This window comes from Kutzneria sp. NPDC052558 (assembly GCF_044547355.1).
In the GTDB taxonomy this organism is placed as follows: Bacteria; Actinomycetota; Actinomycetes; order Mycobacteriales; family Pseudonocardiaceae; genus Kutzneria.
Genome location: NZ_JBIUAG010000001.1, coordinates 586,539 through 600,389 on the forward strand (window position 1 = coordinate 586,539; position 13,851 = coordinate 600,389).

Sequence of the window (13,851 nt, forward strand, 5' to 3'; positions counted from 1 at the left end):
AGACTCTAGCGACATCCGCAATACCGTCATGACGGCGGCACACCGGCCTCGGAACGGCGAATCCGGCGCTCACGGGCCCGCCACAGGGCCGTCGAGGCGCACGGTTTAGCCCGAAGCGCCGAGACGATTCACCAGTAGCTCGAGGTCGCTAGCAGACACACGAGCGTCCATGCGGGTGAATTCGCCTAAACGATCTTACCCCGAATCCTGAGCACGGGCGTTCGAAAACCGCCGCCATGATGCGGAAACGGGTTACTGCTTGCGGCGACAACCTTTAGCCGCAACGGCGTCCGTCCGGGGAACTTCACCCCGACGCGCGTGACGGCGGTCTCCCCGACTGTGTTAAGAAGCTCCGGTGCAATTGCATCCGGCGGGCCGAAACCTTTCGGATGCCCATCGTCAACTGTCGACAAAAGGGCCGCGCCACCAACCACCCTCGAACTCCGATTCGCCTGACGGGTCCTTGTTCGGATGACCAGGGGAGCGTGTGAGGAAGTGTCCGAGCCACAGCGTCGGGACGCTCACGGCGAGTCGGGCGAGCACCACCACCCGCCATCCCAGCCGATCCGGGGGCGCCGACCAGCGGGTTCGCCCGGCGGTCGGTGGCGGCTGCGCAACTGGCGGCTGCGCACCAAGGTCGGCGCGGTGCTGCTGGTGCCCACGCTCGCGGCCCTGGTGCTTGGCGGCCTGCGGGTGCAGACCGAGATCGACAACGCCAACAACTTCCACCGCACGGTCGCCCAGGTCGACGCGGCGAAGCAGATCACAGAGGTGATCCACGAGCTCCAGCGGGAACGGGTGCTGATGGTCACCGGCGCGGCCGCGACCAGCTCGGCCGCCGGCAGTCCCCTGGCCAGCCAGGTCGACCGCAGCAACGCCGCGATCTCCGCGCTGCGCAGCGCCGTGGCCAGGCTGAACCTGCCCGACGCCGGCGCCATGGACCGGTACAACCGGGCGGTCGACGGCCTGTCCACGCTGACCACGCTGCGGCTGCTGGCCCAGCGCGGCGTGTATCCCGACTCGGCGCTGTTCACCGAGTACACGTCCGTGATCGACACGTTGGTGCAGGTCGGGCGGGAGGTCACCGCGGCCGCCACCACCCAGGAGCTGTCCCGGGCCAGCACGGCGGCGCAGACGCTGGACCAGGCCAAGGAGCAGATCGCCCAGCTGGACGCGCTGCTCCAGATCGCCGCCGCGCACAACTCGTTCCAGTCCACCCTCAGCCAGGACCTGGCCCGCTCGGCCAACGCGGCGTACACGGCGTCGGTCACCGACTTCACGGCCGTGGCGACCAGCCAGGAACGCCAGAACTTCAGCGACGGCTACAGCGGCTCGGACGTGGACAACGATCACCTGATCGAGCAGTCCGCCCTGCTCACGCCCACCCCGACCACGCCGCTCAACATCGACATCCACACCTTCACCGCCGCCAGCGCCATCGCCAACGACAAGTTCCACCAGGTCGAGCTGGGCCTGATCGGGCAGCTGCGGGCGCAGGCCTCGGCGCTGGCCGCGGACGCGGCGGCGGCCGCCGGCCGCGACATCGCGTTCCTGCTGGGCACGCTGATGATCGCCCTGGGCCTGATGCTGGTGGTCGCGTGGTCGCTGCTCACGCCGCTGCGCCGGCTGCGGCTGGAGGCGCTGGACATGGCCAACGTCCGGCTGCCCCAGACCCTCAAGCGGATCCTGGCCGACCCCGACCCGGTCGAGGCGGCCAAGCACGCCGCCGACCCGGTCTCGGTGTTCAGCCGCGAGGAGATCGGGCAGCTGGCCCGGTCCTTCGACCTGGTGCACGACCAGGCCGTCCGCATGGCCGTCGACCAGGCGGTGCTGCGCGACAACGTGAACGCGATCTTCGTCAACCTGTCCCGGCGCAGCCAGGCCCTGGTCGAACGGCAGCTCTCGGAGCTGGACCGGCTGGAGCAGAACGAGCAGGACCCCGACCAGCTGGCCCGCTTCTTCGTGCTGGACCACCTGGCCACCCGGATGCGCCGCAACAGCGAGAACCTGATCATCCTGTCCGGCACCGGCCTGACCAAGCACGTGGTGCGGCCGCTGCCGCTGGGCGAGCTGGTCGGCGCGGCCATCTCCGAGGTCGAGCACTACGCCCGGGTCAAGGCCACCGCCCTGCCGAACGTGCTGGTCCACGGCCGCGCGGTGAAGGACCTGATCCACCTGATCGCCGAGCTGCTGGACAACGCCACGACGTACTCCGAGTCCTCCACCACGGTCACGATCGCGGCCCGGCAGCTGCGGGCCGGGCAGCTGGCCATGCAGATCTCCGACTCCGGCATGGGCATGACCACCGACGAGCTCGACGCGGCCAACCACAAGCTGGCCGACCCGCCGGACTTCGACGTCACCGTGGCCCGCCGGATGGGCCTGTACGTGGTCGGACGGCTCGCGCAGCGGCACAACATCCGCGTCCGCCTGCGCAACGGCGACTTCATCGAGGGCGGCACCAAGGCCGTGATCACCGTGCCGGCCGATCTGCTGGCCGAGCCGCGTGACGACGACAAGCTCCCTGAGCTGGGCAAACCGGCGCTGCGGCGGTCGATCCGGCTGGAGGACACGCAGCCTCATATCGTGATCCCCGAGCAGAGCAGCAGCCTGTTCCGCCGGCCGGCCGAGGCCGAGGACAGCCCGGCCCTCGTCACGACCGCGCCCCCGCCCGCCCCGGCCGAGGTGCCGGTGAAGCCCAAGGACCCGGAGCCGGAGCCGACCACGCGCCTGCCCATCTACGAGGAGGTCCTGTCGCGGTGGTTCCAGCCGGTCGACGAGTGGCCGGTGGACGAGCCCGACGCGCCGCCGCTGCCCGCGCTGCCGGCCGCCGAGGCCGAGCCGGTGGTCATCCCGGAGCAGAAGCCCCAGCCGCGGCCGGCCATGCCGGAACCGGTCAACCGGCACGTGTCCTGGAACTCGCCGGCCGACGAGGCCTGGCTGACCGTGCGGACCAAGCTGTCCGGCCCGGCCGGCGACCAGATCACCACCTCCGGCCTGCCCAAACGGGTGCCGAACAAGCACCTGGTGCCCGGCTCGGCCGCGCCCCGCAGCGCGCCGGCCGAGGTGCAGGAGACCCGGCCGCCGCAGTCCCCCGAGCGGACCCCCGAGACGACCCGCAACCGGCTGTCGGGCTTCCAGCGCGGCCTGGGCCGGGCCCGCCGGCACGCGCTGGACGCCCCGCCGGACGAGAAGGCCCCGACCCGCGGCTGAGAGTGGAGTGAGGCATGACCAACCAGGAACCCGGCGACTTCGGCTGGTTCATCACCGATTTCGTGCGACGGGTGCCCGAGGTGGCGCACGCGGTGGTGGTGTCCGCGGACGGGTTGTTGCTGGCCGGCTCGTACGCGCTGCCGACCGACCGCGCCGAGCAGGTGTCCACGGTGGCCAGCGGCCTGGTCAGCCTGGCCAAGGGCGCCGCGCGGTGCTTCGACTACGGCGACGTGGTGCAGACGATCGTCGAGATGAGGATGGGCTACCTGTTCCTGATGTCGATCAGTGACGGCTCCTGCCTGGCGGTGCTGGCCGCGCCGAACTGCCAGATGGACGTCATCGCGTACGAGATGTCCATGCTGGTGGAGCGGATGGCGACCCGGTTGACGCCCGAGCTGCGGGCCCAGCTCGCGGCGGCCGCCGTGCAGGCCTGAGGTCACGAGGGGCTCACCTGCGGCTGTGGTCGCGCGAAGCGGTGTTTGAGCAGCACGCCGATCAGCGGGCCGAGGGTCAGGGCGATGGCCAGCGTGCCGGGGCCGGCGGTGCCGGCGCTGACCGCCTGGACCGGGTTGGCCAGGATCAGGCCGAGGGTGAGCACGCCCAGCTCCAGGCCGGTGCGCACGGTCCGCACGCTCAGGCCCCAGCGGGCGCAGGCGCCGGTCATCAGGCCGTCGCGGGCGCCAGGCCCGAGGCCGCTCTTGATCACCAGGGCGGTGCCGACGGAGAACACGACGATGCCCCCGGCCAGCAGCGCGGCCCTCGGGGCCAGGTCGGACGGCACCGGCACGACGGCCAGCACCAGGTCGCAGCACGCGCCCGGCAGGAAGGTCATGGCCAGCGTGCCCAGGCCGGGGCGCTGGCGCAGCGGCCACCAGAACAGCAGGACCAGCAGCGACATCCCGATGATGACGGTGCCCGGCGAGACGTTGAGCAGTTTCGCCAGGGCCAGGTGCAGCACGTCCCAGGGTTGCGCGCCCAGGCGGGCCCGAATCATCAGCGCCAGTCCCGCGCCCGTTGTCGAGGCCCCCAGGACCACGCCGGCCAGCTTCCAGCCGAACCGGAGCAGATCGACCCGCGGTTTCCGCTCGACAATCGGCTCGCGCGGCCGGGGCACGGCCAGGCACTGGGCGCGGTGAATCGGGCGGGGGCGGTGGCCAATTCCGCGGTCGGCCGGCGGTTGTAGGCCAAGACAGGTTCGGCTGGGGGCTTGCGTCGCCCGCGGCGGCACCCGAATGGACGGCTCGACGCCGGTGATTTGCTCGTTGTCCACTTCTGGTATTCGACGAATTTCCTCCATCGCCGACCACCCTCCTCACACACACCCCCGGGAACTGGCCTCAGTTTCCGCGACGAGGACCGTACCGCAAATAGCCAAATAAGGTGAACACCCTTTGAAATCCCGCTCGGCCGTGCACGTGCACGTGCAGTGCGCCGTTTCCGCAGGACACCGGGGCTGTCCCCGGTCCGGGCGCACCGTCGTCACCGAGGGTGTCCGACGGTCGGATCCCCAACGAAACACCATTGTGCAGTTCCCCGATGAAAACGCTCCATGCAATTTCATGGCGCACTTCCCCCCAACCGCGTAACCCCACTCCACGCTCACGGCCGCCGTGATCGCGCCGACCGTCCACGGCCGAACCCGAGCGATGCTTGGCCAGTCCTCCCGGCTCCCCGCCGGGACTGGCCACGCTCCCCCGACGCGGCCGGAAACCAGTCGCCGCAACGCATCGAGGCCACATCCGAGTGCCGGGTCGCCCCTTCGGCGGTACCACCGTCCAAAAGATCCAGTGCCCGGCACAGCCCGTCACCGCCACCGTCCCCTGTGAGTGGTGGGACGCCGGTGAGCCATGAGGTTCGTGGGGTGACAAGGGATCCGTGGACTTCGGCGGGTGGACCTGGATCCGAGGCTGGCGCGGCACTTCACGGTGGTGGCCGAGCACGGACATTTCGGACGGGCGGCCGAGGTGTTCCTCAACCAGGCCAAGGCGTCGGCCCTGAAACCGAGTTGACCCGCCGATACAGTCGACCATGTGAACGAACGCGCCTTCGCCCCGCTGCCCGCCGACATCGACCTGCCGGCGGTCGAGCGGGAGATTCTGGCCCGGTGGAAGGCCGCGGACGTGTTCCGGCGCTCCTTGGAGCGGACCGCCGACGGGCCCCGCTGGGGGTTCTTCGAGGGGCCGCCGACGGCCAACGGCAAGCCCGGCGCCCACCACGTCGAAGCCCGCGTGTTCAAGGACCTGTTCCCCCGGTTCAAGACCATGAAGGGCCACCACGTCGAGCGCCGGGCCGGCTGGGACTGCCACGGCCTGCCGGTGGAGCTGGCGGTGGAGAAGGAGCTGGGCTTCACCAAGAAGCAGGACATCGAGGCGTACGGGATCGCCGAGTTCAACGCCCGCTGCCGGGAGTCGGCGCTGCGCAACGTCGCCGACTTCGCGGCGATGACCGAGCGCATGGGCTACTGGGTCGACCTGGACAACGCCTATCTCACCATGGCTCCGTCCTATGTGGAGAGTGTGTGGTGGTCGCTGAAGCAGATCTTCGACAAGGGCCTGCTGGTCGAGGATCACCGGGTCACGCCGTACTGCCCGCGGGACGAGACGCCGCTGTCGGATCACGAGGTGGCACAGGGCTATCAGGACGACGTCGATCCCTCGGTGACGGTGCGGTTCCCGCTGACCAGCGGCCCGTGGGCGGGCGCGAACCTCTTGGCGTGGACGACAACGCCGTGGACGCTGCCGTCGAACACCGCCGTCGCCGTGCACCCCGAGGCCACCTATGTGCTGGCCGAGCTGGACGGCGAGCGGATCGTCACCGCTGAGCCGCTGCTGCCCGAGAAAGCCCAACCGCTGGAACGCCTCAGTGGCCGCGAACTCGCGGGGTCCACCTACCAGCGACCGCTGGACCTGGTGCCGCTCAGCAGCTTCGGCGACGACGCGTTCACCGTGCTGACCGCCGACTACGTGACCACCGACAGCGGCACCGGCATCGTGCACCTGTCGCCGGCCTTCGGCGCGGAGGACCTGGCGGTGGCCCGTGAGCACGGCCTGCCGGTGGTCAACCCGATCGGTGTGGACGGCCACTTCCTGGCCGAGGTGCCGCTGGTCGGCGGACGATTCTTCCGTGACGCCAACGAATCCGTCATCGCCGAGCTGGAGGCCCGCGGCCTGCTGGCCGCGCACGAGCCGTATCCGCACAGCTATCCGCACTGCTGGCGCTGCGGCACCGCGCTGATCTACTACGCGCTGCCGTCCTGGTTCATCCGCACCACCGCGATCAAGGACCGGCTGGTGGCGGAGAACGAGGCCACGGACTGGCACCCCGCGCACATCAAGCACGGCCGGTACGGGGCGTGGCTCAACAACAACGTGGACTGGGCGTTGTCCCGCAACCGGTTCTGGGGCACTCCGCTGCCGATCTGGCGCTGCGCCGAGGACCACCTCACCTGCGTCGGATCTCTCCGCGAACTGTCCACTGTGGCCGGTCAGGACCTGAAGGACCTGGATCCGCACCGGCCCTTCGTGGACAAGATCTCCTTCCCCTGCCCCGATTGCGGTGGCGAGGCCCGCCGCGTGCCGCAGGTGGTCGACGTCTGGTACGACTCCGGTTCCATGCCGTTCGCCCAGTGGGGCGCGCCGCACCGCGACGTCGAGCAGTTCGAGGCGTCCTATCCGGCGCAGTACATCTGCGAGGGCATCGACCAGACCCGCGGCTGGTTCTACTCGATGATGACCGTCGGCACGCTGGTGTTCGACAAGTCCTCGTACGAGACGGTGTTGTGCCTCGGGCTGATCCTCGACGCCGAGGGCCGCAAGATGAGCAAGCACCTCGGCAACATCCTCGACCCGTTCGAGCTGTTCGACCGCTACGGGGCCGACGCGGTGCGCTGGCTGATGCTGGCCGGCGGCTCGCCGTGGGTGGACCGCCGGGTCGGCGACGACGCGCTCAGCGAGATCGTCCGCAAGGTGCTGCTGACCTACTGGAACGCGGCCTCCTTCCTGTTGCGCTACGCCGATCTCGCCGGCTGGCGGCCCGGCCGCCCGGTGACCGAGCGGCACGTGCTGGACCGCTGGCTGCTGGCCGAGCTGCACGGCGTCGTGGCCGATGTGGACGCGGCGCTGGAGGACTTCGACTCGGCCGGCGCCGGGCGGCGGCTGGCGGCGTTCATCGACGACCTGTCCAACTGGTACATCCGCCGGTCGCGGCGGCGGTTCTGGCAGGCCGAGCCGTCGGCGATGGCCACCCTGCTGGAGACCCTGGACGTGCTGACCCGGCTGCTGGCGCCGTTCGTGCCGTTCGTCACCGACTACCTGTGGCAGCACCTGCACGCCGACGCCGACTCCGTGCACCTGGCGTCCTGGCCCTCGGCCGCGGACCTGCCGGACGATCCGGCCCTGGTGGCGCAGATGCGGCAGGTGCGGGACCTGGTGGAGCTGGGCCGGTCCACGCGGGCCGCGAACAAGATCCGCACCCGGCAGCCGCTGGCCCGGGCCATGGTGCACGCCCCCGGCTTCGCCGAGATCGGCCCGGACCTGCGGCAGCAGATCGCCGAGGAGCTCAACGTCCGCACGGTCGAGCCGATGACCACCGACCTGGTCAAGGTCACGGTGAAGCCGAACTTCCGGGTGCTGGGCAAGAGGTTCGGGCCGCGGATGCGGCGGCTGGCGCAGGCCATCGCCGCCGCCGGGGCGCCGGTCGACGGCACGCTGACCGTGACGCTGGACGGCGAGACGATCACCCTGGGCGGCGATGATCTCGTGCTCACCGAGCAGCCGCGCGCCGGCTGGGCGGTCACCACCGTGAACGGCACCTCGGTCGCGCTGGACCTGGAGCTCGACGAGGAGCTCACGCAGTCCGGGCTGGCCCGCGACGCCGTGCGCCTGGTCCAGGACACCCGCAAGGGCATGGGCCTGGCGATCGCCGACCGGATCCGGCTGTGGTGGACCAGCGACCGCCCCGAGGTGGCGGCCGCGCTCCGGACGCACCGTGAGCTGCTCGCCGACGAGGTGCTGGCCGTCGAGGTGGCCGAAGGCACGGGCGACGGCGACCCCGTGTCCTTCGCCGAGCTGGGGCTGACGGTCTGGCTGGCCCCGGTGTAGCCCAGGTCACCGGAATGAAACCCGTGGTCGGATCGTTGCAGGGGAAGCGAAGGAGGTGGCGATGGCCACGGTGGAACTGACCCGCGAGAACTTCGACGAGGTCGTCGGCAAGGGCACGGTGCTGGTGGACTTCTGGGCGCAGTGGTGCGGTCCGTGCCGCATGTTCGGCCCGGTCTTCGAGCAGTCCTCCGACCAGCACGACGACATCGTGCACGCCAAGGTGGACACGGAGGCCCAGCAGGAGCTGGCGGCGGCGTTCAACATCCGCTCCATCCCCACGCTGATGGCGGTGCGGGACGGCGTGGTCGTGTTCTCGCAGGCGGGGGCGCTGCCGGCGGCGGCGCTGGAGGACCTGATCGGCCAGGTCCAGGCGCTGGACATGGACCAGGTCCGCGAGCAGATCAAGGCCGAGCAGCAGCAGTAAGACCCCACAGACGCGACGCCCGGCCATACGGTGGCCGGGCGTAGCCGTCTGTCACGAGCGCGGCGACGGGACGGGCTGCTCCTCGGCGTCGCCCACCTCGCACACCACGAGGTGCAGGTCGCCGCAGGTGCGTTGCGGACACCGACTCGGGCAGCGGATCCACCCGCGTGATGATCGCAGGCCGCGGCGGCGGCGAGCAGATGTGGCCGAAAGTCGCGCCGTGGCCGCGTTCGGGGCCACGACCACGGCGCGGGCCGGTCAGGAGTGCACGCTGACGCAGCCGTCTCCGGGGTGGTCGACGTTCGACTTCGTCGCCGACTCGCCGCCGCACAGCGTCACGTTGTGCGCGAAGGTGATGTCGGAGAACGTCACGCTGTAGGCGTCGGTCACCTTCGGCGACCAGAAGAAGGTGGCGCCCGAACCGGTGCTGGCCTCCAGGTAGAAGTAGCCGGTGGCGGTGCCGCCGGACTTCAGGGAGACCGTGGCCGAGTCGACGTGCAGGCCGCTGCCCTTGACGTCGATGCAGAACTTCGTGCCGCACTTGGACGCGCTGTCCGGCGCGGCCACGGCCGGGGCGGCCAGCGCCACGGTGGCCAGGCCGGCGGCCAGCAGCGGAATCCAGGTCCTCATCGATGGTCCCCTCTCTCGGATGGATCTTCCCCAGCCTGGGCGCGTGACCGGTCCGGCCGGAAGCGGCCGGCGGCGATCCCGGACAAATCCGGGCGACACCGCAGGTCGGGGAATTGGCCGCCGGACAAATCAGCCCGAACGAATCAGCTCGGGCACATCAGCCTGGGCACGTCAGCTCGGGCGAGTCAGACGACCTGGAGCAGGAAGAAGACCGCCCGCTGGCCGGGCAGCATCAGCCGGCCGGTCGAGTCGACCATCTTCCAGTAGACCTGGTGGTAGCCCGGCGTTTCCGGCAGCCGGACGTCCACCGAGACGCGGACCGCCTCGCCCGGCCGGGTCGCCGGGATCGGCGCCTCGGCCGGCGTCACGCACTCGTCGGGGCCGAAGGCCGCCGCCCGGCGCAGGTAGCGGCCGATCCACGGCACCGTGCCGGAGTTGCGCAGCGCCCACGTCTTCACGATCCGGCCGCCGGCGGGCACGACCGTGCCGTCGGGGACGTCAAGATCGCTGACGAAGGTGGCGCGGTCGCCGGGGATCGCCGCGACGGGCCGATCCGGTTGCGCCGCCGCGGTTTCCCAGCGCAGCCGCCAGGTCCGGCGGGCCGACGCCGGGTCCTGGCCGAGCACGCCGACGGCCAGCGGCCGCACGAACTCCCAGGTGACGTCCCAGGACGGCAGCCGATGGCCGCGGGCCGCCTCCGACAGCGCCGACTTCGACGCCAGCGCCCCGAATTCGGCCCGCATCCGATCGTAGGACGGGTCCCCCGCCGCCTTCTTGAGCCGCCACAGCTGGTGGGCGAACGATCCCGTCGCCCCGACCGTCACCTCGGGGCCCATGGCCACCCGCCCCCGTCGCCCTGTCGTCACAACCGGATTGACGCCGAAGCGGCCCGGCGAGGTGTTCGGTCACGCTGTGACGCGCGCCTCAGTGACAGGTGCCCAGCATCTGGGTCAGCGCGTCGTGCTCCGACTGGGAAATGGTCAGTTTGTACTTGTCCTTGACCTTGATCCAGTGGGTCGCGTAGTCGCACCGCTCGGACTCCACCGGCAGGTAACCCGGCGGCGGCTGGTCTCCCTTGCTGCGGTTGCTGTGCGCGGTCACGGCGACGAGCTCGTCGAGGTCGTTGGCGAACGCCACTCGCTGCGCCTGTGTCCATTTCGCCGCCCCGGTGCGCCAGGCCTCCGCCTCGGGAACGAGATGGTCGATGTCGAGGTCGTGCGGGGAGGTGACGTTCTGTCCGTCGTAGAGCGAGAGCCACTTGCCGGAGTTCACCGTGCAGCCCTTGGCGTTCACGTCCTTGCCCTGGGCCTTGAGCACGTCGACGCGGGTGTCGCAGCCGTCGGGCTGGGTGATCCAGTCGCCGCCGAAGCGGTCCCGCGAGTAGCCGGTCATCGGTCCGGCGGCGGCGATCTTCAACGACGCCAGCTGGGCGGCGCTGTCGCTGGGCAGGGGCGCGTGACTGTCCCCGCCGGCGGTGGCGGGCAGGGTGCACGCGGTGAGGGTCGCGAGGGCGAACAGGGTGATACCGGCGGCCACGCCGGTTCGGGTGCCAGCCATGATCCATGGATTACTGGATCTTCGAGCCTCGAACCAGAGGTCATTCGGAGCAGTTGGCGTGCAACGAAAGCAGTAGATCAACCACCTGCTCCGGCCGTTCGACCTGCGGGCTGTGGCCGGCGTCCTCGACGATCTCCACCCTGGCCCCGACCGCCCGGTAGCGCTCGGCCGTGCGGACGCAGTCGTAGAACCGGTCGTGCCGGCCGAGAATGGCCATGGTCGACGCCCCGAGCTCCCGCACCCGCTCGTCCAAAGGCTTGCGGGCCAAGGCCTTCCGGCGTTCGACGAGCACCGCCCTTGCCACTGCCGGGCTGGTGGTCGCGTGGCCCCGCACCAGCGCCGGGTCGAACTCGAAGCCGGGGGCGAAGGCGTAGGACATCGCCCGGCGGACTGCGCTCGGCGGGGCGATCCGGTGCAGCAGCGGGCCGAGCACCGGCACCGCCAGCAGTCCGCTGCCGGCCGGGAAGGTGGCGTAGCTGTAGTCCGGGGCCTGGCTGATGATCACGACCTTGTCGGCCCGGCGGCCCAGCGCCAGCGCCACGTCGGCGCCGTAGGAATGCCCGACCGCGGTGACCCGGCCGATGCCCAGCCGGTCCAGGACCTCGGTGACGGCGGCGGCCTGGGAATCGGCGTCCAAACCGTCGTGACCGCCGGTGCGGCCGTGGCCGCGCAGGTCGACGCGCAGCACGCGGCCGTGCTCGGCCAGCAGCGGGGCCACCGCGTCGAACGAGCGCACCGAGCCGCTGAATCCGTGCAGCAGCAGGAAAACCGGCCGTCCTCGACCCTCGTCACGGAAGTACACGGGGACTAGGAGATCACGAGGCTGGCTACCTTGTCGCCACGGACCTTGACGGCCATCGCGCCCGTGCCGTTGAAGCGGTGGCTACGCACCTTGATCGTCACCGTGTAGCTGTCCGGCTCGCCGGCCGGCCGCACCGAGACCAGCTCGAAGTGGGCCTGCACGCCGATGTTGTCGGTCTTGTTCCAGCTGGCCACGCCGTCGTGGCCGTGGAACTGGCGGCCCCAGTCCTCCAGGAACGCGTCGTCGGTGAAGGCGGCCACGAAGGCCTCGGTGTCGGCGTTGTTGGTGGCGTCGACAAACGCCTGGATCGCGGCGGGGGTGGTCACGGGTCGTTCCTTTCGCAGGCCGGGCAGGATGTTCGCGACGAGCGCCCGGGCGAACTCGTCGGTCAGCGGCTCGTCGGGGATGAGCAGCCGGTGGTACACCGCGCCCCACAGCTGGTCCACGACCACCTGCGGGTCGAAGTCGGAGCGGAGCTCACCACGGGCCATGCCCCGCCGCAGCGTTCGCTCCGCCAGTTCCCGCCGGGGTCGCGAATACCGTTCCCGAAAGGACGCCCCGAGCCGGGCGTCGGTCTGGGCCTCCCCGATCAGGTCGCCGATCACCCGCCCCGCCGGCGTGTCCCGCACCAGGTGCACGAACGCCAGCAGCTGGGCCGCGATGTCCGCCTCGGTGTCCCCCGTGTCCGGGAACTCCAGGCTGTGCGAGACCACGCTGGCGTAGCCGTCCAGCGCCAGCGAGCCCTTCGACGGCCACCACTTGTAGATGGTCATCCGGCTCGAGCCGGCCCGGGCCGCCACCTTCTCGATGGTGAACCCGCCCATGCCCTCCGCTAGCAACAGCTCCCCCGCCGCCGCCAACACCTTGCCGCGGACCAGTGCCGCCGGCCGTCTTCCGCGCATCCCACACCTCCCGACTATATGGACACAGTGTATCCAAGTCGGGGAATTTCGCCAGGGTGACCACAGCCACCCGGTCAGTCGACGGTCGGGGACTCGGAAAGCAGAGCCAGCGAGCGAAGGAACGCCTCGCGGTCGGACACGGGGAGGCGAGCGAGGAGGCGGTCCTCGTTGCGTTGGATCTCGGACTGGACGTCCTGGCGTTTGCGGCGACCTTCGGCGGTCACGGCGAGGAGGCGGGCGCGACGGTCGGTGGGGTCACGGGGGCGGTCCAGAAGCCCGGCGGCTTCGAGCTCGTCGAGGACGGGGATGATGCGGCTCTTGTCGGCGCCGATGACCTCGGCGAGGGCGGCCTGGGTGCGGACCGGCTGGCCGTCCAGGGCGGTGAGCACGATGTAGCCCCACATGCTGAGCCGATGCGCCCGCAGCACCGGCTGCTCGGCGGCGATCAGCGCGCGTTGCAGCGGCGCGATCATCGCGGCCAGGTCCTGACGCCCATCCATGATCGGCATGATAACGGCGTTGACCCTATCGTATGCATGCGCTTATCGTATGCGCATGCATATCAATGAGCTGCTGAGCCTTCACCGCATCGCGGTCCAGGCCAGCGCCGAGACCGTCAAGCAGGTCCACTCCGAGGACCTGGACCGGCCGACTCCGTGCGCACAGTGGACAGTCGCCGACCTGCTGGCCCACATGACCGCACAGCACCACGGGTTTGCCGCCGCGGCCTGCGGGCGGGGCGGAGACCTCGCGGCGTGGCGGGTCAACGCGCCGGGGCCGAACCCGGCGAGCGAGTACGCGGACGCGGCCGAGGATGTGCTCGCGGCCTTCAACGAGCCGGGCGTGTCGGAGCGGGAGTTCGAACTGCCGGAGTTCAAGCCGGTGTCCCGCTTCCCGGCCACGCTGGCGATCGGCTTCCACCTGATCGACTACGTGGTGCACGACTGGGACATGGCCCGCGCGCTCGGACTCGACTACAAGCTGGCGCCGGAACTGGCCGACGTGGCGCTGCGGATCGCGCTCGCGGTGCCGAACGGCGACAACCGACTCGCGCCCGACACGGCGTTCCAGCCGGCCCTGACCAGCACGGACACCGATCCGCTGCGCCGGATTCTGGCCACTCTTGGCCGCTCGCCGGACTGGTCCCGACCCTGACCCGTGACCACCGCCACCTCCCTTATATGGACACGCCGTACACATCTGTGGTTATATGTACACAGCGTC

General features: G+C 70.6%; 12 protein-coding genes. 5 read left to right on the forward strand and 7 right to left on the reverse strand.

Annotated features, from left to right (window positions below; genetic code table 11):
* Positions 1-495: 495 nt before the first annotated feature.
* Both ACIG5F_RS02470 and ACIG5F_RS02475 read left to right on the forward strand, forming a co-directional pair.
* Positions 496-3,213: a nitrate- and nitrite sensing domain-containing protein gene (locus ACIG5F_RS02470; RefSeq protein ID WP_396515584.1), complete on the forward strand. Its 2,718-nt coding sequence runs from the start codon at positions 496-498 to the stop codon at positions 3,211-3,213.
* Between the two features lie 14 nt (positions 3,214-3,227).
* Positions 3,228-3,647, forward strand: a complete 420-nt coding sequence (locus ACIG5F_RS02475) for a roadblock/LC7 domain-containing protein (protein ID WP_396515585.1) — start codon at positions 3,228-3,230, stop codon at positions 3,645-3,647.
* Between the two features lie 2 nt (positions 3,648-3,649).
* Here the strand turns inward: ACIG5F_RS02475 and ACIG5F_RS02480 are convergent, their stop codons facing one another.
* On the reverse strand, positions 3,650-4,483 hold the full coding sequence (locus ACIG5F_RS02480) for a YitT family protein (protein ID WP_396515586.1): 834 nt from the start codon (positions 4,481-4,483) through the stop codon (positions 3,650-3,652).
* A gap of 760 nt (positions 4,484-5,243) precedes the next feature.
* Between ACIG5F_RS02480 and ileS the strand changes: the two genes are divergently transcribed.
* Positions 5,244-8,312 carry an isoleucine--tRNA ligase gene (gene ileS / locus ACIG5F_RS02485; RefSeq protein WP_396515587.1) on the forward strand — a complete coding sequence of 1,023 codons (3,069 nt, stop codon included), beginning with the start codon at positions 5,244-5,246 and terminating at the stop codon, positions 8,310-8,312.
* Positions 8,313-8,373: 61 nt separating this feature from the next.
* Positions 8,374-8,736 (forward strand): thioredoxin, encoded by a 363-nt coding sequence (trxA, locus tag ACIG5F_RS02490; RefSeq protein WP_396515588.1) that lies wholly within the window; start codon positions 8,374-8,376, stop codon positions 8,734-8,736.
* A 258-nt stretch (positions 8,737-8,994) separates the two neighbouring features.
* On the opposite strand, the gene ACIG5F_RS02495 is transcribed toward trxA, so the two are convergent.
* The 6 genes from ACIG5F_RS02495 to ACIG5F_RS02520 all read right to left on the reverse strand — a co-directional run bounded on the left by ACIG5F_RS02495 (position 8,995) and on the right by ACIG5F_RS02520 (position 13,127).
* The gene (locus ACIG5F_RS02495; protein ID WP_396515589.1) at positions 8,995-9,366 is read right to left on the reverse strand and encodes a hypothetical protein; all 372 of its coding nucleotides are present in this window, start codon (positions 9,364-9,366) and stop codon (positions 8,995-8,997) included.
* A 185-nt stretch (positions 9,367-9,551) separates the two neighbouring features.
* Positions 9,552-10,202, reverse strand: a complete 651-nt coding sequence (locus ACIG5F_RS02500) for an NBR1-Ig-like domain-containing protein (protein WP_396515590.1) — start codon at positions 10,200-10,202, stop codon at positions 9,552-9,554.
* An 88-nt stretch (positions 10,203-10,290) separates the two neighbouring features.
* The gene (locus ACIG5F_RS02505; RefSeq protein WP_396515591.1) at positions 10,291-10,923 is read right to left on the reverse strand and encodes an HNH endonuclease family protein; all 633 of its coding nucleotides are present in this window, start codon (positions 10,921-10,923) and stop codon (positions 10,291-10,293) included.
* 40 nt (positions 10,924-10,963) lie between these two features.
* Entirely contained in the window at positions 10,964-11,725 is a 762-nt protein-coding gene (locus ACIG5F_RS02510) for an alpha/beta fold hydrolase (RefSeq protein WP_396515592.1), read from the reverse strand.
* A gap of 5 nt (positions 11,726-11,730) precedes the next feature.
* Positions 11,731-12,627, reverse strand: a complete 897-nt coding sequence (locus ACIG5F_RS02515; RefSeq protein WP_396515593.1) for a TetR/AcrR family transcriptional regulator C-terminal ligand-binding domain-containing protein — start codon at positions 12,625-12,627, stop codon at positions 11,731-11,733.
* 74 nt (positions 12,628-12,701) lie between these two features.
* Positions 12,702-13,127: a MarR family winged helix-turn-helix transcriptional regulator gene (locus ACIG5F_RS02520; RefSeq protein WP_396515594.1), complete on the reverse strand. Its 426-nt coding sequence runs from the start codon at positions 13,125-13,127 to the stop codon at positions 12,702-12,704.
* A 55-nt stretch (positions 13,128-13,182) separates the two neighbouring features.
* Here ACIG5F_RS02520 and ACIG5F_RS02525 point away from each other — a divergent pair, with 55 nt between their 5' ends.
* Positions 13,183-13,782, forward strand: a complete 600-nt coding sequence (locus ACIG5F_RS02525) for a TIGR03086 family metal-binding protein (RefSeq protein WP_396515595.1) — start codon at positions 13,183-13,185, stop codon at positions 13,780-13,782.
* The last annotated feature ends 69 nt before the right edge of the window (positions 13,783-13,851 follow it).